The sequence below is a fragment of the Bacillus sp. FSL K6-6540 genome (assembly GCF_038007545.1).
The window spans coordinates 19,117-40,523 of the sequence record NZ_JBBOXH010000002.1; the positions used below are offsets into that span (position 1 = coordinate 19,117).

Consider the following 21,407-nt stretch of genomic DNA (forward strand, 5'->3'; position numbering starts at 1 on the left):
CACAGTATATCATTTTTTTAACAGGAAAAGATAACCTCTACTAAGGTTTTGGATAAGAGGTGACCTCATTGGAACAAACAGAGTTTAAGGAATATATACACGATAATTTAGCATTGGTGCTGCCAAAATTAAAAGAAAACGATGATCTGGTGAAAAACAAAAAAATGCTTGCGAACGGACTGGTTTTTTACTATCTCTATTTCAGTGAACTGACTGATGAGAATAAGGTGTCAGAAGCCATTAAAACTTTAATTAAAGATGAGGAGACCTTAACGCTTGACCAGGTCAAAAAACGCCTTGACCAGCTTGACGCAAGACCTGTTGAAACCGCAAAAAAAACGATTGAATCGATTCTCAACGGCAATTGTGCTGTGTTTATCAACGGATTGGATAAAGCCTATATTCTGACCACAGGAAAGAAAAAAACAAGAAGCCTGACAGAGCCGACAACTGAAAAAGTGGTACGCGGCCCAAAAGTTGCGTTTGTAGAGGATATTGATACAAATCTCGCTCTGATCAGACAAAGAACCTCTCATCCGAAATTGATCACCAAAAAAATCATGATCGGCGAAAACAAGCTGAAGCCCGCAGCCATTATGTACATTGAGGGCAAAGCGAAAAAGTCCGTCATAAAAGAAGTGAAGGCGCGGCTTAAAAATATCCAGCTGGAAGATATCCAGGACAGCGGAACGCTCGAGGAGCTCATTGAAGATAATAAATATTCACCATTTCCGCAGATACAAAATACGGAAAGACCTGACAAAGTATCTTCAGCCCTGTTTAACGGCCGTGTGGCAATTTTGGTCGACAGTTCACCATTTGTGCTGCTGGTGCCGGTTTCTCTCGGCATCCTGATGCAATCCCCGGATGACTACTATGAACGCTGGATTTCAGCATCTCTTATCCGGTCGCTGCGCTTTGCTTCTATCTTTATCACCTTGTTTTTGTCATCGATTTATATAGCACTTGTTTCCTTCCATCAGGGGCTGCTGCCGACCGCGCTCGCCGTTACAATTTCGGCGAACAGGGAAAACGTGCCGTTCCCTCCGATATTTGAAGCCCTGCTGATGGAAGTCACCATCGAGCTGCTAAGGGAAGCCGGACTGCGACTCCCCAATCCGCTCGGACAGACGATCGGCCTCGTTGGGGGCGTAGTCATCGGACAGGCTGCTGTAGAAGCGAATCTCGTCAGTTCGATTATGGTCATTGTCGTCAGTGTCATTGCCCTGGCATCCTTTACCGTTCCTCAATACGGAATGGGTCTGTCTTTCCGGGTGCTGCGTTTTATTTCGATGTTTTCCGCCGCTATTTTAGGGCTGTACGGCATTATTTTATTTATGCTTGTCGTTTATACGCACTTAACGAGACAAACGAGCTTTGGGTCTCCGTATTTTTCGCCAAACGGATTCTTTAGCCTGAAAAATACGGATGACTCCATTATCCGTCTCCCAATTAAAAACAAACCAAAAGGGGCGAATAATCCAAATGAGCCAAAAACAGACTCCACTGAAACTTAATACCTTTCAAGGTATTTCTATTGTTGCAAATACAATGCTTGGGGCCGGACTTTTAACATTGCCGCGAGCGCTGACCACTAAGGCTAATACGCCTGACGGCTGGATCACGCTGATATTAGAAAGTTTCATTTTTATTTTCTTCATTTATTTAAACACGCTCATTCAGAAAAAACATCAATACCCTTCACTCTTTGAATATTTGAAGGAAGGGCTTGGGAAATGGATCGGCAGCATCATCGGCCTTTTGATCTGCGGCTATTTCCTCGGCGTAGCCAGCTTCGAGACACGGGCAATGGCTGAAATGGTGAAGTTTTTCCTGCTGGAGAGAACCCCAATTCAAGTCATTATTTTAACGTTTATTTGCTGCGGTATTTATTTAATCGTCGGGGGTTTAAGTGATGTGTCGCGGCTGTTTCCCTTTTATTTAACGGTAACCATTATTATTTTGCTGGTTGTGTTTGGGATCAGTTTTAAAATTTTTGATATTAATAATTTGCGTCCTGTTTTAGGCGAAGGCCTTGGACCCATTGCAAACTCCCTTACCGTCGTTTCCATCTCTTTTTTAGGAATGGAAGTGATGCTGTTTCTTCCTGAACATATGAAGAAAAAGAAATACACGTTCAGATATGCGTCTCTAGGATTTCTGATTCCGATTATCTTATATATCCTTACGTATATTATCGTTGTCGGAGCTTTGACCGCTCCCGAGGTAAAAACGCTGATTTGGCCGACTATTTCTCTCTTTCAGTCCTTTGAGCTTAAAGGCATATTTATTGAACGGTTTGAATCGTTTTTACTGGTGGTCTGGATCATCCAGTTTTTCACCACATTTGTCATTTACGGATACTTTGCCGCTAACGGGCTAAAGAAGACATTCGGATTATCGACTAAAACAAGCATGGTGATTATCGGCATAACGGTCTTTTATTTTTCTCTCTGGCCGGATGACGCCAATCAAGTCATGGTGTATAGCGATTATCTTGGCTATATTTTTGTCTCCCTGTTTCTGCTTCCCTTCATTCTCTTTTTCATTGTAGCTCTCAAGAGGAGGATTACAGCAAAATGAAAATCCGGATTTTATGTATGTTTATATGCACCCTATTGCTGTCCGGATGCTGGGACAGTGAGAATATCGAGGAATTAAGCTTAGTGATCGGAGTAGGGCTAGACAAGCCTGACGATGAAAACTTAGAGCTGACACAGCAAATTCTCGTGCCGAAAAAAATCAGTGCCAAGGAGGGCTCTTCATCTGATCCGACACAGCTTTCTATCACAAAGGGTGAAACTGTCCATCAAATGATGAGAACCTCTGCATTAAAGCATAATCCTACGTTTTCACAGCATTTGCGTCTCATTCTGCTTTCCAAAAGCGTGATTGCGGATCAAATTGGAATGGACGCGATCATTAACCAGTTTGTCAGAGACAACGGAACAAGGAGGAGTTCCTATGTCTTTATCACCAACGGCCGAACTAAGGATATATTTAACATGAATGATGAAGGCGAACCCGCATCCAACGTGATATATGATCTGACAGAGAAAAATAAGGTGACGATCAGAATGATGGAGCCAGTTACATTGGGGGAGATCTCAGAACACTTAACCTCTGACGATTCATTCCTCATCCCTCATGTCGGTAAGGAAAACGGCAAGCTCGCGATAAACGGAGCCTCTATCATCAAAAATAAATTATGGCACCGGGATCTCACCCCGATTGAGGTTCAAAATATTAACTTATTTTCAGGCACTGTCGAGGGAGGCGTCATTGACTTGAAGCGCGATGGCCATCTCTTTTCTTATGAAGTATATTCGAGCAATCGGAAGATCAAGACGGCCTATAAGGACGGAAAGTTCAAATTCACCGTCACCCGCACTATTGAAGGTCGTCTATCTGAGGACTGGAATCCCAGTGAAGATTCGTTTAAGGATTCATATATTAAAAGCATTGAAAAGGCAGTCGAAAAACGAATACACAAAACAGTAACGACATTTATTACAGAGAAGCTGCAGAAAGAGATCAAAGCGGATGTGACCGGATTGGGAAACCAAGTCAGAATTCATTATCCTCAAAAGTGGAAAAAGATCGCAAGAAAATGGGATGATGATTATTTCAGCAATGCGGAAATAGACTACCGGGTCAATGTGATTGTCAGAGACTTCGGAACGAAAGGCGCAAACAAATAGGAGCCGCCTATTTGACGAGATGATTTCGATGCGCGTACACCGCCGCCTGCGTCCGGTCACTGACATCCAGCTTTGATAAAATATTGGTAATATGTGTTTTGACTGTTTTAATCGTAATAAACAGTTCCTCGCCTATTTCTTTGTTTGTCTTTCCTTCTGCGATCAGGCAGAGTATTTCGAGCTCCCGTTTCGTCAGCGATTCATGCGGGAGCGCGTTTTCACCTGAGTGGCGCAGCCTGGATAATACTTTTCCCGCCACTTTTGACTCCAGCTTCGGCTCTCCCTTGCTTGCGGCGCGGATGGCATCGGCGATTTCTGCCGCTTTTGAGGTTTTCAACAGATAGCTGAGCGCGCCAGCTTCAATAACCGGGTACACTTTGTCATCATCAATGAAGCTAGTGAGCACAATAATTTTCGGGTCGGAAAGCTCCCGGCAAATTTGCTTTGTAGCTTCAATGCCATCCATGCCCTCCATGACAAGGTCCATTAAAATGACATCCGGCGACAGTTCCGCAGCAAGCCGAACACCTTCGCTGCCGTCCGATGCTTCGCCGATGACTTCAATATCGGGCTGCGCCTCCAAAAAAGCCGCGAGCCCCATTCTGACCATTTCATGATCATCAATCAATAATACTCGAATCACGTTCGTTCTCTCCTTTTTCTTCCGGGAAAATCGGGACCTTCACTTCAATTTGGGTGCCTTTTCCTTCTACTGAAATCACTTCGGCGACCCCGCCGATTTCACTTGCACGTTCCTTCATAGAATTCAAGCCGTATGAGGATGCTTTCACCTGGTCCATTTTAAAGCCTTTTCCATTATCAATCACCTTCAGACGGAGCTGGCTGTTCTTTATGCCCAGAATCACGGTTACTTTTGACGCTTTTGAATGTCTAAATACGTTTGAAAGGGCCTCCTGCACGATTCTGAACAAGTGGTCTTCAACACCCTTGGGTATTGCTGTGTCCTGTATATCCCACTCAATATCAATCGGCTGCTTTTTTCGGAACTCGTCCAAAAGCTCCGTAAGGCCCTCCTTCAGCCCTTTTCCTTCAAGGGTAACAGGCCGTAAATGGAGCAGCAGCGCCCTCATCTCATTTTGGGCTTCGCCTGCCATATGCTCGACCATCCTGATCCGCTTGACTGTTTTGTCATCAGCATCCTTGACATGTTCCAGCACGGCTGATGTCATCATCGATATGGCAAAGAGCTGCTGGCTGACCGCATCATGAAGATCTCTAGCCAATCGCTGGCGTTCTTCTGAGATAACCGACTTCTTCATTTGAGCCTGCCATTCCGCACGTTCATTGGAAAGTTTCTGCAGGGATGCGACTTGAAGCTCCACGCGCTTCGCCATTTCGTTCAGCTGATCAGCGGCCAGGCCGATTTCATCATCACCGAGCGGCGGTATCCGATAAGCGAAATTGCCGTTTTCAAAGGTTAAAATGGATTCAATTAATGTATCAATCCTTGTCTTCAACCGGTTGCCGTACATATATCCTGAAGCGAAACCGACGGTCACGCTGATTAGAAGCAAAATCAGGATAAACGGAATTCCGAACCAGCTTGATGACAGCAAAACAAGCGGATCGAGCCGATAGTAAAACATCATAAAGGAAATCAGGCAAACAAAAAGGAGCAGGCTGATTCCCGTTGTCATGCGGATGGCGCGCCATTGGAGGCTGGCAAGCAGTTTTTTTCTCATACGTACTTCACATCCACATCACCGATAAATAAGGAAACGGACACTTTGACACGGCGCTTTGACTCGCTGAAATCGGTTGACGCGGCATATACCTTCGTGCTTAATCCGCTTTTCTTCGAGCCGATCAGATTGATGTCACCTATAAAAACAGCTGAGCTGACAGCCACTTCAAGGTCCGATGGTACATAAATATCAACGTTACCAATGACTCCGCTAATGACGATTGTACTTTCTCCCTCGGGAATCATCGCTTTAGATAAATCGATTTTGATATCACCGATAAAACCAGAGACATTTAAATCATTCAGGTCAAACGGCTGCTTCATCATTTGCAGCTCACCGATAAAAAAGCTGCGCATGTCGGGATGTTTTACATCTTTTGGCGGATCATGATGTTCTTTTTTATTGAGGTTGACCTGTTTCTCATTCGGTTCGAATATCGGCTTCCCTTTGACAAGCCTGTAGCCGGCGTAAATCAGAAATGCGGCAAACGCATAGCCGAATAAATTAAAGGTGATGCTGAAGAGGTTTTTCAAAAATAGAAACGCGGCAAAGATATACATGACGGAGCCAAGCCAATCACGGGAATATTTTTTAAGGAAATAGCCGGCAATCAGAAAAAAGAGCGGCCAAAACAGCAGATCGCCTATTCCGATAATTTGCAAAAACATACTGATGCCGAATAAAGCAATGATCAATCCGAGAAGCTGTTTTTTTGTCATTCCTGGTGTCCGCCTCCTTTCTTCTGCCTAGTGCTACCGTATCGCTAGATCCCCGCTGTCCGTTTTGATGTCGATTGGATGCTGGCCGCTTCCTTGCGTGCCTGTGATGTGATGCTGTTCTTTATGTGCTTTATCAGCAAATGAATACGGCGAACTGACGTCACCGCTTACTGATAAAGCATTGACTGCAAAGCTGCCGTTTTGTGGAAGGCTTACATTAGCATCACCGCTTGTCAGCGTGACAGATACGGGACCGGTTACCTTTTTCAATACAGCATTAAAATCTCCTGAAGTCATTTTCACATCAAGAGAGCCTGATACATGAACCAGATTTGCGTCCCCTGAAGCTAAATCAATGCCGGCTGTTTTAGAGACGGTATTTGAAATGGAAACATCCCCCGATGATGCCTTCACTTTCAGGTCTTGAAGGCGGATGTCCGTCACGCTCGTATTTCCGCTCGCAGATACTGCGTTCAGCCCGGAAAGCGCAAGATGGTCATTCCCGGCCACAGACACGTCGCCGCTTGAGGTTCGTACTGCCAGATCACCTTTATAATCATACGGAAGCCTGACGATAAGAGTTGAACGGTTAAACCCATTCAAAAATTGAAATTCTTTTTCCTTTACGGTCAGCTCCAGTTTTCTTTTGTTTTCAGTAACAAATAACTTTCCTGAGTCTCCTGAAATGCCTGCCGATATGTCATTTCGTTCTTCCGCTATAATCCGGACATCCTTGCTATCCGACTCAATGACCATGCTGTCAATGTCCCGCGGCGATGCGCTGGCTGAATCGGCTTCTGTGCCATTTATGAAACCTAAGCCTGCAGCAAACACATCTTTTACGACAACAGCGAAAAAAACCAGAATACCGGCAGTGATCAACAGTTTGCCAAGCATTTTTTTCATTCGGTTTCATCCTTCTCATTCATTCTATTATAAAGGAAAAGCTTGCGAATTGATACGTGCGGAAGGGAAGGACTTGACCGCAAATCCTTCCCCGTTCCGCTTATTCATTTGCCGCTTGTGTCTGGTCTGATTTTTGCAGTGAAAGTGTCCGCATTTTTTCAATCTCCGCTTCCACATCGTCTGCGAATTCTTTACGTGTAAGTTCTGCACCGGCTTCCGCTGACTTTGAATAATTCGCGCGGATTTCCATTTCTTCAATACGATTTTCAATACGCAAAAATTCACGATACGCGCTTTCACTGTCAATTTTGTCAAATGTCGTATTCATATGCTCTTTAGCTTTCGCCGCATTTGCCCGCGCAATCAGCGCCTGTTTTTTATCCTTTACGTCCTGAAGCTTTGTTTCAAGTGCAGCCAGCTGCTCTTTCAGATCAGCCAGCTGACTGTTTGCCTGTTCATAGGAAGCTTTATGCTCAGCCGCCTTCCCTTCTAAATACTTCATTTCAGTCAGCGCCTTTTTCGCCAGTTCTTCTTCACCTGCGTCAAATGCGAGCTGTGCCTGATTTTTCCGTTTGCCAGCCACTTCAGCGGCTTCTTCATATTTTTTCTTAAATTGATAGGCAATCGTGTGCTGTTTCACAATTGTTTGCTTTGCTTTTGCGATGTCGCTTTCCATATCGCGTACATATTGATTCAGCATCACCTTTGGATTCTCCATTTTATCAAGTCCTTCATGAACTGACGCAACAAACATATCTCTGATTCTTTTTAATACCATACCTAATTCCTCCTAATATATTGATATTATTTTTTCTTCAAAAATTCTTCCCATTCGTCATCAAAGTGAGATTGGTAGGCAGCAGAAGCCGGTTCAGGATCAAAAGATGATACACCGTTATCAGCTGATCCGTTTTTCATCAGCTTCCAGCCGTAATACACCATAGCGGCCGCCAATGCGATTCCGACGACAAACGGAAGTGAGCAGATGAGCATAATGGCCCCGATACCGCCCACGATGATTCCCGTGATGGTTTTTCCCGCGGCAAACCTTTTGACTCCTGCGTATGTCATTAAGCCCCCGATGGCGAGAGGGATGATAAAGCCGAAGCTTCCTCCTCCAAAAAAGACAGAGATCCCAAATACAATTAATAAGAATCCGCCTATTGTTTTCTTGTTGATCTTCATGCAGATCCTCCTTTCGTTTTCCTTGTCTTCATCTTATACAAGTTGGAAGATATGCAAAACGAATCAGAGATTGATTTTTATATAAGACCGGAGTCGTATCTCGCACCGGACCCATTGGCACAAAAAAACGCCATGCACGAGGCATGGCGTTTCAAAACCCTTTACAGATGAACACTTGCTTCCCTTTCTTTAATCAGGTCGGACCTTTCTGCTTTGGCCAGTTTTGTAAACAGCAAGATTCCGATACCCGCAATAATTTCGACAATCCCGCCGGCAGCAATCACTGTTCCTGAGCCGAAAGCATTAGCGGCATACCCGCAAATGACAGCTCCAGCAGGGATCGAAATATTTGAGATCATATGTATAACGGCGTAAACCTGCGGCTGATCCTCACTGTCCACAGACGTCTGGATAATCGTGTACTCAGGAACATTAACAGCACTGACTGCGGCGCCAAAGGTAAAAGCAGCGAAAAAGACGAGCGGCAAAAAGGTATTCATCCCGGTAATAAAGAAAGCAAATCCTTCAATAATGCCGGCAGTGACGAATAACAAGCCGTACCTGTTTACCTTGACTTTCGCCAGCACAAACCCTAATAAAAACGCGCCCGCGGCGGTGGTAGCCTTTAAAAGCGAGTATACGATTGGCTGGCCGTTTAAATCTTCCGCAACGTATACGGCAGAGAGCGCTTCCCATGGGGCAGCCGCGAAATTCATAAAGATACAGTAAATGGCGAGCGGATATAAAATCTGGTGTTTTCTGACGAGCCTAAAGCCGCGTTTCAGTCTTCCGATATATGTTCCTCTCTGTGTAACAACCGCAGACTCTGATTGAGATTCAACCGCAGTGTACTTAATAAAAAGAACGAGAAAACCTGACACCAAATAGAGCACAAGTGCGATAAGCATGGTATAAGAAGGACTGATAAACGTAAGAAAAGCGCCGCATAATGTGACAGCCCCAAGTCGGACAATTTGAGCGGAGGATTGCAGCACAGCGTTTGCTTTTTGAATGCCCTGTTCATTGACGATTTGAGGAATCAAAGCGATAGAGGCGGGATTGTAGGCAGCTCCAGTAGCTGAATGCACAATCATAAGCGTCATGACAAACCACAGCGGAGAGAAGCCCGCAAAATGACATAGAGGGATGATCAAAACAATCGCCGCCCTTGTCAGATCTGAAAAGTACATCCAAAATTTCAGCGTGGTCTGTTTCATAAAAGGCCCCGTCACAGGCGCCAGAACGGCTTCCGGCAAAAACGTGACAGCAATCAATAAAGCAGTGCCGATCGCACCTTTGCCGTCATAAATTAAAAACCATAATATTGAATTAAATGCGAACATATCGCCGGATATCTTGACTATTCTTGAGAAAAACAGATAATTGAAATTTCTCTTCCAGATGCTATCACTTTCAATTAAATTCACCATCCATCAGAGCCCCCCACTGCCTATTTTTTACATCTATTTATTACAATATCTCATTTTTCCATTTTTCAGTCAATAATTCATAAGGTTCATTTTTTGTCGTAAAATGGGAAATTGACAGAGTGAAAAACAAAAAAGCCAGCATGTATTTGAACACGCCGGCTTTCGTTTTCACTTTTTATGATTCACTGCTGTCTCGGTCCCGAAACACAATGGCACTTCTTTCATATTCTACATCGCCAATACCGCTTCTTGCATTCACAACCCGTGCGGTGGCAAAGAAATAATCGGACAGACGATTGAGATAACGCAGCACTGTTTCATGAATCTCCTCCGATTTCATCAGCGCCACCACTCTTCGTTCTGCCCGCCTTGTAATGGTGCGGGCGATATGGAGAAGCGAAGCACCCTTTGATCCGCCTGGAAGAATAAATTTCTTCAGTTCCGGCGCTTCTGCTGTATAGGCATCAATGCGCGTTTCTAAAAAGGAAACAGATTCTTCCGTTAGTTTGTAGTCTTTTCTTTCTGTGACGATTGCCAGATCGCCTCCGCAGTCAAACAGCTCATGCTGGATGGTCAGCAGCTCGGCTGTCAGATCTTCAAAGCCGGGCTGCCCGGAAAGCTCTGCCAAAGCAAGCCCGATAAAGCTGTTAAGCTCGTCAATCGTGCCGTAGCTTTCGACGCGTAGGCTGTCCTTGTACGTTCTGCCCCCGACTAAGCCCGTTTGTCCCTTATCGCCTGTTTTTGTATATAGTTTCATACCCTGAATCTCCTTTACAGACTTATTCAAACAACTCAGCAGCCTCTTTTACACATTCAGCTGTCCCTTTCTTTATCAATTGGTTCAGCCGCTGTTCTATGTTTTGGGATTGCTGAGTTTGAGTCGCGGCGATGAGAATATCACCTGTGCCTCTTCCGTCTCCCAGCACTTTCGTCCGTTCTGCTTCGGCAGCCATAAGAGCTTTGATGAAGAATTGATCTGCCGCATAGCCGTTTATCAAAATCCAAATCGAAAAGCCGGTCTGAACGCATATGAAAACGGATAACTCTCTGTCTTCATACGTTCGATACACGAAACGGTCAAGTCTTTCTGAAGAAGCCATCGCACACGTCTCCTGCAGTTGAAAACCGCTTTCTGAAAGACAGGCCGTAAGTCCTTCTAGCGGATCTGGCTGATCTGGCAGCCGTTTATGGATCAGCGTCCTGCTCCACGAAAACCCTGCACCGATAGGCGTCGAGGACAATGTTCGAAGCGGGATTTCCGTTTGCAGAAGAATGTTATCACGCCCCGCTTGGAGCAATGCTTCAAATAGGATAGACTGCCGCTTCGCGCTATCTTTTTCAGGCTGAATCACAATCAACGGTTTAGGTGAGCTTTGATGTACCAAGGCGGTGACATCTGTATCGTACACCGCCTTTATGCTTTGTTCTGTGACAGCATATTCCGGTTTTTGCTTAGGACCAGCGGCACCGTTTTTCATAAACATGAGCTCATCACAGTACAGGCTTGCGGTGTTCAGATCATGAAAAACGCTGACAGCTGCCAATCCGCTTTCTCTCGTCAGGCATTTGATCAGATCAAGCAGGTCTTTTTGATAAGCCAGATCGAGAAAATTAGTCGGCTCGTCCAAAAATAAAATACGCGGCTGCTGCGCCAAAGCTTGTGCCAAATACACCCGCTGCTGTTCCCCTCCGCTTAGTTCGCGAATCGGCCTTTGCGCAAAATTGGCCACTCCTGTTTGCTCCATTGCTTCCTGTACAATGGCTTTATCCTTTTCAGTCTGCTGTCTGAACAGTCCCGTTTGGAATGGATATCTGCCAAAGGCTACAGTTTCTTCGACGGTAAAGGTGAAGGCTTGATCCGTTTTTTGCGGCAGGACGGCCATGATTTGCGCCAGTTCCTTCGGTTTATAGTCCGCCAGCAGTTTTCCGGCCAGATAAACGCTGCCTTCCTTGGCCGGCAGCGTACCTGTCAGCAAGTGCAAAAGCGTGGTTTTTCCGCTTCCATTAGGGCCAAGAATTCCGAGAAATTCTCCCTTCTCCACTGTTAAGCTGACATTGTTGATTAGGCGGCTGTCGCCGTATCCTCCCGACAGCCCTTCTGCCTTCATCATAAGCTTCTCCTCCCGCGGTGCTGCCGAATTAAAATAAGAGCGAACACAGGCGCTCCCGCCAAGGACGTAATGATCCCGATCGGCAGTTCAATCGGCTCAATGATGGTTCTGGAAAGCAGATCGGCTAAAACGAGAAACCCTGCCCCTAGCAAGGCGGACAGCGGCAGTAAATGCCGATGGTCCGTTCCCCACAATAGCCTTGTGATATGCGGAATCACAAGGCCGACAAAGCCGATCGTGCCCGATACTGCCACAGCGCTTCCCGTCAAAAGAGATCCTGCTATTAATATCATCATCTTCCTCTGCTGAACGCTGACTCCAAGAAGCTTTGCTTTATCTTCTCCATATGTCATCACGTTCAGTTCCCTTCCGTTTATAATCAATAAAATGGTTCCCAAAAGAAAAAACGGGAGAAACAAAATAACATAGCTCCAGCCCCTCATTGAGACGCTGCCAAGCAGCCAATGCACAATCGGAAGCAGGTTGTCTCCTGTCAAGGCGATGATAAGAGAAATAAATGCGCCTAAAAAAGAGTTGGTGATGACACCGGTCAAAATGAGGGTGGAAACAGACATCGAAGCATGAACGAGGCGGCTGAAGAAAAGGACCGCCGCCATCGTGGCAAGTGCCGCGGCTACACTCACAACCGGGAGTGTAAACCCTCCGATGACAGGAAGGTGCAGACCTAAGAACAGAGTCACAACAGCTCCGACTGAAGCACCGGATGACACACCTAGCGTATAGGGATCAGCAAGTGGATTTTTCAACAATCCTTGAAAAGCGGCCCCTGCAATAGAAAGAGCCGCCCCCACAAGGGCGGCCAGCACAACTCTCGGCAGTCTGATATTCATCATAATATTAGTGTACATCGGATCATCAGAACCGATAGAGCCGCCGAAGCCTTGATGCCAAAAGACACGAAAAACAGCGGGAATAGGAATATGCAGGCTGCCGCAAGAAATTCCTAAGATGATGCTCACGGCTAAAAATGAGAAACCAATGATATATGCGGCATAACGATTATTCCTTAAACGTATCCGGGTAAATGCTTTCCGCAAGTTCTTCGACCCCTTCGATCAGACGGGGACCGGAACGTGTCACAAGATCAGGGTCCACATCATATACACGATGATGTTTCACAGCATTGATTTCGCTCCAGCCATCGCGTTTTTCCACAGCTTTCGCTTTCACACCGTCCGTTGTAACAATTGCATCAGGATTGAGTTTTACGATCGCCTCATCTGTCATTTGCACCCATCCTGTCTGATCCGCAGCTGCGTTTTTAGCATGGATGACATTCAGCATTTCATTCATAAACGTATCTTTTCCGGTTGTATAAATGTCAGGATCAGGAGAAACCTCGATAAATACGCTTTTCTCCTCGTCTTTTGAAATGGTTTTCGCTTTTTCTTGAATATCCTTTAGATCTGATTTCATGCTTTTCACGAGCTGATCGGCTTTTTTCTCCGCCCCGCCAGCTTCTCCGATCATTTCGATTGATTTGTACACCTCGGAGAATGATTGTGCATCATTGACAGTCAGCACTGTAATGCCCGCGTCCTTCAGCTGTTTGATGGCATCTGCTGATGCTGACATGGAAGACTCATGGGCCAGAACGAGATCTGGTTTTAGAGAAATGACTTTTTCAACGTTTACATTCATATCTCCGACTTTCTCAACCTTTTTGACTTCCTTTGGATAGGTATCGTTTGTGGTGACACCGACCACTTTGTCACCAAGGCCGAGTGCGTATGTAATTTCTGTGTTGCTCGGCATTAATGAAACAATCTTTTTTGGCTCTTTTTTGATGGTTACATCTTGATTTGACGCATCATCAATGGTGACAGGAAACGCTTCTGTTTTTTGTTTTGCCTTTGAATCCTTCTGATCCGCAGGATTGCCGCAGCCTGCCAGCATAACAACAGCCAACAGGAGCGCAGTCCATATCCCGTCTCGTTTTTTCATAATCTTTTCCTCCTAAACGAACTAAAAAAGCATCTCTACGACGGTAAAGATGCTGTAAACAACACAAAAAAGCCTATTGTTTACACATCATCTGTCCTCGCAGAATTCGTGCTGATCAAACAGGCAGGTATCCTGGCTCTTGGCGCTTGGCCAATTACAGTGGCGGGACCGCACCGGCTTTTACCGGTTTCCCTTTTAAGCCGGCTGTTGTTCACGGACCGGCACCTATTTGACATTCGTATCCTTTTTTCGGAGTAATTATACTATATGACTGACAGGCTTGTATATGTGTCCTGAATGACTTTTCCCCGTATTGTGTATGGGAGCAAAATCCTCGTAAACACTAAATTTGATCTTGTATACTTAATACCATCATCAATCAAAAGGAATGATTCTTATGGATTTACAGCTAAATGACAAACTCGTCTTAATCACCGGCTCGACGTCCGGTATCGGGAAAGCCGCCGCAAAAAGCTTTCTGCAAGAGGGTGCGGCAGTCATTGTCAACGGACGCAAACAGGAGACTGTCGATCGCACCATTGAAGAGCTTTCTGGCTATGGAACAGTGCACGGTGCTGCTGCCGATTTGTCAAAAACAGATGAAGCAGCGGCTTTTATCGAAAAAGTAAATGAAATCGGTGATATCGATATCCTTGTCAACAACCTTGGTTTCTTCGAGGTAAAAGACTTCGCCGATGTGACAGATGAAGAGTGGAATCAATATTTCGAAGTGAACGTGATGAGCGCCGTTCGGACAAGCCGTCACTTCCTTCCAAAAATGCTTGCCAAAAACAGCGGCCGCATTTTAAATATTGCAAGTGAAGCAGGCGTCAAACCGCTGCCAACGATGATTCCATACTCAATGACAAAAACGGCGCTGATCAGCCTTTCAAGAGGAATGGCTGAAATGACAAAAGGCACAAATGTGACGGTTAACTCAGTGCTCCCGGGACCTACTTGGACAGAGGGCGTGGCATCCTATATGGAAGGTGCCGCACAAGCAGCCGGCCAGGATACAGATTCATTTATCAAAGACTATTTCAAGGTCAATGAGCCAACCTCACTTATTCAGCGATACGCGACAGCAGAAGAAGTCGCTAACACAATCGTATTCCTCGCGTCTGACGCCGCATCCGCCATTAACGGCACGGCACAGCGTGTGGAAGGCGGCATTATCCGTTCTCTGTAGTATAAAAAAAACGCATCCGTGTTTCGGATGCGTTTTTTTTATACGTCTCCAGCAAATGGTACCGGCTGATATCCGCCTGTTTCCAGTTGTGCTGAAAACAACCCTCCAGCGTGAGGCTGCTCGTATCTCTCTTTTTCTGTCATTTGTTCTGTTGCCGTTGTAATGTAAAGGGTTTTTAAGTCTCTGCCGCCGAACGCGCAGCACGTGACATATTTAGCCGGCACGCTGATTGAATTGATTTCTTTTTTCTGAAACGGGTCAATGTGAACAACGCGGCTGCCGCCAAACAGCGCCACCCACAGCATGCCATTTTGGTCAATTGTCATGCCGTCCGGTAATCCGTCTGACTGATCAAAACGATAGACAGGTTCTGGATTCGAAACATCTCCGCTTTGAGGATCATAGCTGTAACGCACAATCTCCTGCGTCGGCGTGTCGATGTAATACATCAAATTCCGCTCGCGGTCCCAATCCAAACCGTTTGAGGTGGAGACTTGATCCTTGATTTTGACAAGACTGCCGTCTAGATTCAAACGGTACAGCGACGCCTGTTTTTGCTCGCCTTCCATGCTCGTCGTCCCCGCCCAAAGCCTTCCGTACGGGTCACATTTAGCATCATTAAATCTCAGGCTCTCATGCATGTCCTTCGGCTGTTTAATTTTTTCCAAGCTGTCATCCCGAAGATGATACAGGTAAAACCCGTCCTTCATGGTCATAATCAGTTCATCCTTTGAATATTTCGCAAGCGCCGTCACAAAGGATTTGAATTTGATTGATCGGTTGATTTTTTCTTCAGGGTCAAAGATATGGAGCTCGCTCCCCAGGATATCAACCCAATATAAGCGGCCGTTTTCTTCATCCCATAACGGGCCTTCTCCAATCACTGCCCGAGTGTCTGCTTCCAATACTGCATCCATGTGTTACACCTCTTTAGCTTCAGTCTATATATTGTTATTCCCGGCAAAGAGGTGTCCAAACCACTTGATGTTTATTGTTTTTTAAAAAGGATGGTAATGACCGTTCCAATGTTCATTCTGCTGTTCACATGGATCGTTCCGTTATGGAGATGGACAAGCTCCTTGGCAATCGCGAGCCCGAGACCCGTTCCGGCAGTTGAATCTTTTGTGTTCGTCCCTCTGTAGTAACGGTTAAACAAATGGGTAATCGTTTCTTCATCCATTCCTTTCCCATTGTCCTTCACCTTTAAAGATATATGATTTTTTGTTTGCTCCAGAATGACTTGAATCTCTGTTCCTTTGTCGTTGTGCTTCACGGCATTCCCAAGGAGGTTTTCTAATATGCGCCTGAACCACGCTTCATCAAGGGCAAATTCAATATGCTCTTCTTTGGATACAAACGAGATATCATAGCCTTCAGAAAACGGATTTTTCTTAAAATCCTCAATGACATTTTTAAAAAACGGGATAAGGCTAGTGAGATTTCTCTCAATAGGAAGAGCATCATTTTTCAGGCGATACGTTAAATTTAAGTCTTCAATCAGCTTGGACATGTATTCAGATTTTTCTCTGACAACCTGCCCCATTTCTTTCACTTCTTCCGGCGACCAGTCATACTGCTTCGACTCGAGCATCATGCTGTAGCCGTAAATGCTGCTGAGCGGTGTTTTTAAGTCATGTGACAAACCGGCAATCCATTCTTCCCTTGTCGCCTGGATTTTTTCTCTGTTTCTTTTATCCCTTCTCAGCGTTTCAGTCAGCTGATCCATTGATTCAAATATCTCACCGAAGAAGCGGTACGGCTGTTTGATTTTTCCCTTTTTATTTTTGCTGACAGGACGGCCTTCCCGGTTTCTGGGCTCCTCAAGCTTCCCTTTTGACAGATTGACCAGCCATCTAATCGTATGAAAAATCGGCAGCCCGAATCGGAACATATACCAAACGGTCATCCAAATGATATACATGAACAAAACGGCCATCACGAGAAACATCGCTTTTAATACAACCTTCAGGAACGATTTGTTAAACTCCTGATCGGTTACATAGACAGGGTTCGGCACCGTAGCGACCATCCATCTGTCTTTATTGAGGATCTTAACGGAAATTTCCCGCTTATAGTTCCAAGGTTTAGAGCTGTATTTAAGCAGCTCCAGCTGGTTCATCGTTTTTCTTTCGCTTTTTGTGCTGTTGATGCTGTCGAGAATCTTTCCATTGCTGTCTAACAGGTAAATGGCGCCTTTTTTCCGCTTAATATAGTCGACGGTACTGGACTTATAGTGCGCTAGCGAGTCTATCTTTTGTTCGCGCTTTTCAACGGAAGTCAGGAGCTGTTCACTTTTTGATTTCCAGCCGGACAATAGAAGATACGACTTATCTTCAATATTGATGGCCCAATAATTCAGTTTATAGTTATGAAGCTTTTTGGTTTTATAAATAGACAAAAGCTCTTTCTTGGTATAGGTGCCCGGCACGTCTTTTGGCACGCCGTAGGAATAATCAGTGTTTCCTTCCGAATCAATGATTTGCATCCAGCCGTGCTGTTTATCAACAGATTTCTTCAGGAAATTATCCACTTCCCATGTCCCGTCTTCGTTTACATCGAGATATGCCTCAAGTGTGTCGGTCGTTGCCTTCGTCAGCCCTGAATTGGATTCCGCATCGCTAAAACGAGCGTCTAAATAGAAAAACGACGCAACAAGCATAACCGTAAGCAGCAGGATCACAATCAGCATCTGGCCGAAAAAGTGAAACAAAAACTTCCATCTTAACCTCATGACCGCTTGCCTTCAGGATTTGGGATAAAACGATAGCCGAGACCTCGAACGGTTACAATATACTCCGGATTGCTCGGATCGCGCTCAATCTTCTCCCTAAGCTTGCGAATATGTACCATGACGGTGTTGTTGTCACCGTAGGAAGGATAGCCCCATACTTTTTCATATATTTGATCTTTGGAAAGCACCACGTTAGGGTGTTCACAAAAATACTGCAAAAGCTGCAGAAGCTGGGCTGAACAGGCAACGGCTTCCCCGCCTACGATCAGCTCGGCATTTTGCGGAGAAAAAGTAAAGTAATCATATGTGTAGGTTTGATTTGAACTCGTTTCTTTCGATTGATATGTACGCTTGAGATGCGCTCTGATCCGCGCCGCTAATTCCAGCGGATTAAATGGTTTTGTGATATAGTCATCAGCTCCAACCGCAAAGCCCGATAATTTGTCCGCGTCGGATGATCTTGCCGTCAGGAAAAAAATCGGAGCGTCTGAATACTCTCTGATCAATGTGCAGGCTTCAAAACCGGACATTCCGCCCATCATGACATCCAGCACAATCAAGTCAACCTTATTGGCCTTCACAACGGGAATCGCTTCTTCTGCGCTTGCCGCATCCAGTATATTTCGATAACCTTCTTTTTCGAGAACGCGTTTGATCATGTCCACAATCGCTTTCTCATCGTCTACGATTAAAATTGACGCATTTTCCACTTTTATGTTCCTTTCTGTCACTGTTTTTTTTCATCTTATCATTATATCGTTTATTTATGGTACATTTTTGAATACATTGGAGCTTGGCAAATCAAAACAGCAAAAAAGGAGCAAACAAGCGCTCCCTTTTGATGTTTTTTCATATGAAAATATTATGAGTTCTCATCTACCATGTACAAAATAAACTCCCAAAACCCCGGTACATCCTGACATAAAAGCATATCAGCCTTTTCAAACATTTTGATCTTCAGCTCTTGCTCTAAATCTTCTCTTTCTTGATAGGACGTATTGCTGAGCTTTTTTCTGATCATCGGTGAAAAGCATGCAATCAGGTCCTCAATGTCATAAGTCTCGTCTTTTTGTTTCTTTTTTTGTTCAAACTGGCCGTTCACAGCTTACTTTTCCCCCTTTTTTTGCGCCGCTAGCTGCTTTCTAATATTCTCCAGCCCCTTTTTATGAATGTTGGAGATGTTTTGTCGGGACTCCCCTAATGAATCTGCAATCTCCTGCATCGTGGCACCGTGAAGATACACTTTCGTCAGCACACTTTTTTGTTTGTCAGTCAGATTCTGAATCGCTTGGTAGAGCTGATAATCCTGAACATGCTGGCTCAAATCATCCTGTCTGTCTAAAAATTCTTCAAATGCATCGCTTCCTGTTTCGGAAGGAAGCCGATCTCCTGCCTCCGGATGATCAACCGTCAGCGGATACCGTTTTTGATTTTTGCGAACCCGCTTATCAAAATCAATAGAAAAGATGCGAATCATTGAATTCATATACTTGACGATGCGGATTTCTTTATAAAACTGCTTAAATAGCTCGTCCAATGATTTTGCATCTTTTTCGTTAGGGCTTTCCATTACGTTTTTGAACAAACGGTAATGCTGAGGATTGCTCAAAAAATGCTTCACGATGGGATGCTTCATTATCTCCTTACATTTTGACCGTAAAAGACTTTGATAGTCCATCAAACCGCCTCCCTACTAAATTAAATGAAGGAAAGCAAAAAAAAGTAAACTACTACTTTCCGACTAGTGTTTTGCAAAATACTTTGCAGCAGTTTACGTTTTATCGGATTTCCTTCACTTACATACATGACTGCAGAAAAAGAAGGGAGGTATTTTCCTATGGATCAGGTTTTTATAGAGGAAGTCGTAAAACAAATCGGCAATTTGGGGTTTCCCGCGCTGATTGCAATGTATCTGCTGACCCGATTCGAAAAGAAGTTTGATCAACTAATAGAACTAATGACAGAACTGAAAGATCATGCAAAAAAATAATTTTTCAATCGAAGTTGACTTTTCACTGGTTTTTTTCACTTAACAAAACAGAAGGGAAAACGAAAGGCCTTTCACCTTCTCTTTCTGCTATCACATTTAAATGTAAGGAGGAAACATTTCATGAAAAAACAAAATGACATTCCGCAGCCAATTAGAGGAGACAAAGGAGCAACGGTAAAAATCCCGCGCAATATTGAAAGAGACCGGCAAAACCCTGATATGCTCATTCCGCCTGAAACTGATCATGGCACCGTCAGCAATATGAAGTTTTCGTTCTCTGATACTCATAACCGATTAGAAAAAGGCGGATATGCCCGTGAAGTGACAGTACGTGAATTGCCGATTTCAGAAAACCTTGCATCCGTAAATATGCGGTTGAAGCCAGGTGCCATTCGCGAGCTTCACTGGCATAAAGAAGCTGAATGGGCTTATATGATTTACGGAAGTGCAAGAGTCACAATTGTAGATGAAAAAGGGCGCAGCTTTATTGACGATGTAGGTGAAGGAGACCTTTGGTACTTCCCGTCAGGCCTGCCGCACTCCATCCAAGCGCTGGAGGAGGGAGCTGAGTTCCTGCTCGTATTTGACGATGGATCATTCTCTGAAAACAGCACGTTCCAGCTGACAGATTGGCTTGCCCACACTCCAAAAGAAGTTATTGCTGCGAACTTCGGCGTGACAAAAGAAGAGATTGCCAATTTACCTGGCAAAGAAAAATATATATTTGAAAACCAACTTCCTGGCAGTTTAAAAGATGATATTGTGGAAGGGCCAAATGGCGAAGTGCCTTATCCATTTACTTACCGCCTTCTTGAACAAGAGCCGATCGAATCTGAGGGAGGAAAAGTATACATTGCAGATTCGACAAACTTCAAAGTGTCTAAAACCATCGCATCAGCGCTCGTAACAGTAGAACCCGGCGCCATGAGAGAACTGCACTGGCATCCGAATACCCACGAATGGCAATACTACATCTCCGGTAAAGCTAGAATGACCGTTTTTGCATCTGACGGCCATGCCAGAACGTTTAATTACCAAGCCGGTGATGTCGGGTATGTACCATTTGCAATGGGTCATTACGTTGAAAACATCGGGGATGAACCGCTTGTCTTTTTAGAAATCTTCAAAGACGACCATTATGCTGATGTATCTTTAAACCAATGGCTTGCCATGCTTCCTGAAACATTTGTTCAAGCGCACCTTGACTTGGGCAAAGACTTTACTGATGTGCTTTCAAAAGAAAAGCACCCAGTAGTGAAAAAGAAATGCAGTAAATAAAAGACTTGCGGCTTGCAGAGAGCACTCGTTCTCTGCAAGCCTTCATAAGGAGCTGAACCAGTGAAACATCAAAACCCTTCAAAACGCTTATTGCGGCTCTCCATAAAGTACTTGCTGGCCGCAGCAGCAGTGGTGTTGACCTATTTTGCTGTCATCTATATATTGTTTTCTTTAGCGGGAACGAGCTACCGCTCAGCAGCTCATGTCCTGCTTTTTGCCGTGGTATTCCTTGTTCTCGGATTATGCTTTGAACCATTTGAAAGGCTGATGATACATAGCTTTACATTTTTCAAGACAGGAAAACGTCTATTCATTCTCCTTGCCGGCATCGTACAGCTGCTGTTTTTGTGGATGACTGCTCATACAACAGACCAATTGATCAGCGACATTTGGCTGTCCACCACAGAAGAAATGATTGTCGCAGCCGTTTTTTTGATTTTAGACAAATGCAACTCGGCTCTTCCCAGCTAAAAAAAGAACGCATTCCAATTGGATG

The 21,407-nt window shown here is 44.7% G+C and carries 23 protein-coding genes and 1 riboswitch; of the genes, 7 read left to right on the forward strand and 16 right to left on the reverse strand.

Annotation, left to right across the window (positions count from 1 at the left end):
* The first annotated feature begins 68 nt into the window (after nucleotides 1–68).
* The 3 genes from gerAA to gerAC are packed head-to-tail and all read left to right on the forward strand — an operon-like array spanning nucleotide 69 to nucleotide 3,701.
* Entirely contained in the window at nucleotides 69–1,517 is a 1,449-nt protein-coding gene (gene gerAA, locus MHH82_RS32570) for a spore germination receptor protein GerAA (protein WP_032677049.1), read from the forward strand.
* Nucleotides 1,486–2,583 (forward strand): spore germination receptor protein GerAB, encoded by a 1,098-nt coding sequence (gerAB, locus tag MHH82_RS32575; protein ID WP_032677048.1) that lies wholly within the window; start codon nucleotides 1,486–1,488, stop codon nucleotides 2,581–2,583. The genes gerAA and gerAB overlap by 32 nt, the downstream gene beginning before the upstream one ends.
* Nucleotides 2,580–3,701 (forward strand): spore germination receptor protein GerAC, encoded by a 1,122-nt coding sequence (gene gerAC / locus MHH82_RS32580; protein ID WP_072175787.1) that lies wholly within the window; start codon nucleotides 2,580–2,582, stop codon nucleotides 3,699–3,701. The genes gerAB and gerAC overlap by 4 nt, the downstream gene beginning before the upstream one ends.
* Nucleotides 3,702–3,708: 7 nt before the next feature.
* Here the strand turns inward: gerAC and liaR are convergent, their stop codons facing one another.
* From liaR to MHH82_RS32635, 11 genes are all read right to left on the reverse strand, one after another.
* Nucleotides 3,709–4,344: a two-component system response regulator LiaR gene (gene liaR / locus MHH82_RS32585; protein WP_021480575.1), complete on the reverse strand. Its 636-nt coding sequence runs from the start codon at nucleotides 4,342–4,344 to the stop codon at nucleotides 3,709–3,711.
* Nucleotides 4,322–5,404, reverse strand: coding sequence for a two-component system sensor histidine kinase LiaS (gene liaS / locus MHH82_RS32590; protein ID WP_038829325.1), 1,083 nt, complete (start codon nucleotides 5,402–5,404; stop codon nucleotides 4,322–4,324). Before liaS ends, liaR begins: the two co-directional genes overlap by 23 nt.
* Nucleotides 5,401–6,126, reverse strand: coding sequence for a LiaRS two-component regulatory system accessory protein LiaF (gene liaF / locus MHH82_RS32595; RefSeq protein WP_003228510.1), 726 nt, complete (start codon nucleotides 6,124–6,126; stop codon nucleotides 5,401–5,403). The genes liaS and liaF overlap by 4 nt, the downstream gene beginning before the upstream one ends.
* Before the next feature lie 33 nt (nucleotides 6,127–6,159).
* Nucleotides 6,160–7,032 (reverse strand): LiaG family protein, encoded by an 873-nt coding sequence (gene liaG / locus MHH82_RS32600; protein ID WP_038829326.1) that lies wholly within the window; start codon nucleotides 7,030–7,032, stop codon nucleotides 6,160–6,162.
* A gap of 100 nt (nucleotides 7,033–7,132) precedes the next feature.
* Nucleotides 7,133–7,810 (reverse strand): stress responsive protein LiaH, encoded by a 678-nt coding sequence (gene liaH / locus MHH82_RS32605; protein ID WP_015714684.1) that lies wholly within the window; start codon nucleotides 7,808–7,810, stop codon nucleotides 7,133–7,135.
* Between the two features lie 26 nt (nucleotides 7,811–7,836).
* Nucleotides 7,837–8,217, reverse strand: coding sequence for a cell envelope stress-induced membrane anchor protein LiaI (liaI, locus tag MHH82_RS32610; protein ID WP_038829327.1), 381 nt, complete (start codon nucleotides 8,215–8,217; stop codon nucleotides 7,837–7,839).
* 161 nt (nucleotides 8,218–8,378) lie between these two features.
* Nucleotides 8,379–9,647 (reverse strand): MFS transporter, encoded by a 1,269-nt coding sequence (locus MHH82_RS32615; RefSeq protein ID WP_003228502.1) that lies wholly within the window; start codon nucleotides 9,645–9,647, stop codon nucleotides 8,379–8,381.
* Nucleotides 9,648–9,822: 175 nt separating this feature from the next.
* Nucleotides 9,823–10,404: a cob(I)yrinic acid a,c-diamide adenosyltransferase gene (locus tag MHH82_RS32620; protein ID WP_038829330.1), complete on the reverse strand. Its 582-nt coding sequence runs from the start codon at nucleotides 10,402–10,404 to the stop codon at nucleotides 9,823–9,825.
* Nucleotides 10,405–10,426: 22 nt separating this feature from the next.
* On the reverse strand, nucleotides 10,427–11,755 hold the full coding sequence (locus MHH82_RS32625; RefSeq protein WP_072175794.1) for an ABC transporter ATP-binding protein: 1,329 nt from the start codon (nucleotides 11,753–11,755) through the stop codon (nucleotides 10,427–10,429).
* A complete protein-coding gene (locus tag MHH82_RS32630) occupies nucleotides 11,755–12,816 on the reverse strand; it encodes a FecCD family ABC transporter permease (protein WP_019712959.1) in 1,062 nt (353 codons plus the stop codon). The genes MHH82_RS32625 and MHH82_RS32630 overlap by 1 nt, the downstream gene beginning before the upstream one ends.
* Nucleotides 12,779–13,723: an ABC transporter substrate-binding protein gene (locus MHH82_RS32635; RefSeq protein ID WP_072175785.1), complete on the reverse strand. Its 945-nt coding sequence runs from the start codon at nucleotides 13,721–13,723 to the stop codon at nucleotides 12,779–12,781. The genes MHH82_RS32630 and MHH82_RS32635 overlap by 38 nt, the downstream gene beginning before the upstream one ends.
* Nucleotides 13,724–13,828: 105 nt before the next feature.
* A riboswitch (cobalamin riboswitch) is annotated at nucleotides 13,829–13,967 on the reverse strand.
* Nucleotides 13,968–14,120: 153 nt separating this feature from the next.
* On the opposite strand from MHH82_RS32635, the gene MHH82_RS32640 reads away from it, so the two are divergent.
* On the forward strand, nucleotides 14,121–14,912 hold the full coding sequence (locus tag MHH82_RS32640) for an SDR family NAD(P)-dependent oxidoreductase (RefSeq protein WP_072175784.1): 792 nt from the start codon (nucleotides 14,121–14,123) through the stop codon (nucleotides 14,910–14,912).
* A 38-nt stretch (nucleotides 14,913–14,950) separates the two neighbouring features.
* On the opposite strand, the gene MHH82_RS32645 is transcribed toward MHH82_RS32640, so the two are convergent.
* The 5 genes from MHH82_RS32645 to sigO all read right to left on the reverse strand — a co-directional run bounded on the left by MHH82_RS32645 (nucleotide 14,951) and on the right by sigO (nucleotide 19,279).
* Complete coding sequence (locus MHH82_RS32645) at nucleotides 14,951–15,829, reverse strand: SMP-30/gluconolactonase/LRE family protein (protein ID WP_003228493.1); 879 nt, start codon at nucleotides 15,827–15,829, stop codon at nucleotides 14,951–14,953.
* Between the two features lie 71 nt (nucleotides 15,830–15,900).
* Complete coding sequence (yvrG, locus tag MHH82_RS32650; protein ID WP_003228489.1) at nucleotides 15,901–17,643, reverse strand: two-component system sensor histidine kinase YvrG; 1,743 nt, start codon at nucleotides 17,641–17,643, stop codon at nucleotides 15,901–15,903.
* A complete protein-coding gene (yvrH, locus tag MHH82_RS32655) occupies nucleotides 17,640–18,353 on the reverse strand; it encodes a two-component system response regulator YvrH (protein WP_003243545.1) in 714 nt (237 codons plus the stop codon). The genes yvrG and yvrH overlap by 4 nt, the downstream gene beginning before the upstream one ends.
* A 152-nt stretch (nucleotides 18,354–18,505) precedes the next feature.
* Complete coding sequence (gene rsoA, locus MHH82_RS32660; RefSeq protein ID WP_032726841.1) at nucleotides 18,506–18,745, reverse strand: sigma-O factor regulator RsoA; 240 nt, start codon at nucleotides 18,743–18,745, stop codon at nucleotides 18,506–18,508.
* Between the two features lie 3 nt (nucleotides 18,746–18,748).
* On the reverse strand, nucleotides 18,749–19,279 hold the full coding sequence (sigO, locus tag MHH82_RS32665; RefSeq protein ID WP_003228469.1) for an RNA polymerase sigma factor SigO: 531 nt from the start codon (nucleotides 19,277–19,279) through the stop codon (nucleotides 18,749–18,751).
* 201 nt (nucleotides 19,280–19,480) lie between these two features.
* Between sigO and MHH82_RS32670 the strand changes: the two genes are divergently transcribed.
* The 3 genes from MHH82_RS32670 to rsiO all read left to right on the forward strand — a co-directional run bounded on the left by MHH82_RS32670 (nucleotide 19,481) and on the right by rsiO (nucleotide 21,382).
* On the forward strand, nucleotides 19,481–19,633 hold the full coding sequence (locus MHH82_RS32670) for a YvrJ family protein (protein ID WP_003244090.1): 153 nt from the start codon (nucleotides 19,481–19,483) through the stop codon (nucleotides 19,631–19,633).
* Nucleotides 19,634–19,753: 120 nt separating this feature from the next.
* Nucleotides 19,754–20,911 (forward strand): oxalate decarboxylase, encoded by a 1,158-nt coding sequence (gene oxdC / locus MHH82_RS32675; RefSeq protein ID WP_038829335.1) that lies wholly within the window; start codon nucleotides 19,754–19,756, stop codon nucleotides 20,909–20,911.
* 60 nt (nucleotides 20,912–20,971) lie between these two features.
* Nucleotides 20,972–21,382 (forward strand): acid stress-sensitive anti sigma factor RsiO, encoded by a 411-nt coding sequence (gene rsiO / locus MHH82_RS32680; protein ID WP_003243579.1) that lies wholly within the window; start codon nucleotides 20,972–20,974, stop codon nucleotides 21,380–21,382.
* The last annotated feature ends 25 nt before the right edge of the window (nucleotides 21,383–21,407 follow it).

Bases quoted from the DNA above. Each gene is read 5' to 3' on its own strand.
- MHH82_RS32625 (WP_072175794.1), bottom strand. From the start codon at position 11,755: ATGAAGGCAGAAGGGCTGTCGGGAGGATACGGCGACAGCCGCCTAATC.
- MHH82_RS32635 (WP_072175785.1), bottom strand. From the start codon at position 13,723: ATGAAAAAACGAGACGGGATATGGACTGCGCTCCTGTTGGCTGTTGTT.
- MHH82_RS32670 (WP_003244090.1), top strand. From the start codon at position 19,481: ATGGATCAGGTTTTTATAGAGGAAGTCGTAAAACAAATCGGCAATTTG.
- sigO (WP_003228469.1), bottom strand. From the start codon at position 19,279: ATGAAGCATCCCATCGTGAAGCATTTTTTGAGCAATCCTCAGCATTAC.
- MHH82_RS32615 (WP_003228502.1), bottom strand. From the start codon at position 9,647: ATGGTGAATTTAATTGAAAGTGATAGCATCTGGAAGAGAAATTTCAAT.
- MHH82_RS32620 (WP_038829330.1), bottom strand. From the start codon at position 10,404: ATGAAACTATATACAAAAACAGGCGATAAGGGACAAACGGGCTTAGTC.
- oxdC (WP_038829335.1), top strand. From the start codon at position 19,754: ATGAAAAAACAAAATGACATTCCGCAGCCAATTAGAGGAGACAAAGGA.
- MHH82_RS32640 (WP_072175784.1), top strand. From the start codon at position 14,121: ATGGATTTACAGCTAAATGACAAACTCGTCTTAATCACCGGCTCGACG.
- gerAC (WP_072175787.1), top strand. From the start codon at position 2,580: ATGAAAATCCGGATTTTATGTATGTTTATATGCACCCTATTGCTGTCC.
- liaH (WP_015714684.1), bottom strand. From the start codon at position 7,810: ATGGTATTAAAAAGAATCAGAGATATGTTTGTTGCGTCAGTTCATGAA.
- liaI (WP_038829327.1), bottom strand. From the start codon at position 8,217: ATGAAGATCAACAAGAAAACAATAGGCGGATTCTTATTAATTGTATTT.
- liaS (WP_038829325.1), bottom strand. From the start codon at position 5,404: ATGAGAAAAAAACTGCTTGCCAGCCTCCAATGGCGCGCCATCCGCATG.
- liaG (WP_038829326.1), bottom strand. From the start codon at position 7,032: ATGAAAAAAATGCTTGGCAAACTGTTGATCACTGCCGGTATTCTGGTT.
- liaF (WP_003228510.1), bottom strand. From the start codon at position 6,126: ATGACAAAAAAACAGCTTCTCGGATTGATCATTGCTTTATTCGGCATC.
- MHH82_RS32645 (WP_003228493.1), bottom strand. From the start codon at position 15,829: ATGGATGCAGTATTGGAAGCAGACACTCGGGCAGTGATTGGAGAAGGC.
- yvrG (WP_003228489.1), bottom strand. From the start codon at position 17,643: ATGAGGTTAAGATGGAAGTTTTTGTTTCACTTTTTCGGCCAGATGCTG.
- gerAB (WP_032677048.1), top strand. From the start codon at position 1,486: ATGAGCCAAAAACAGACTCCACTGAAACTTAATACCTTTCAAGGTATT.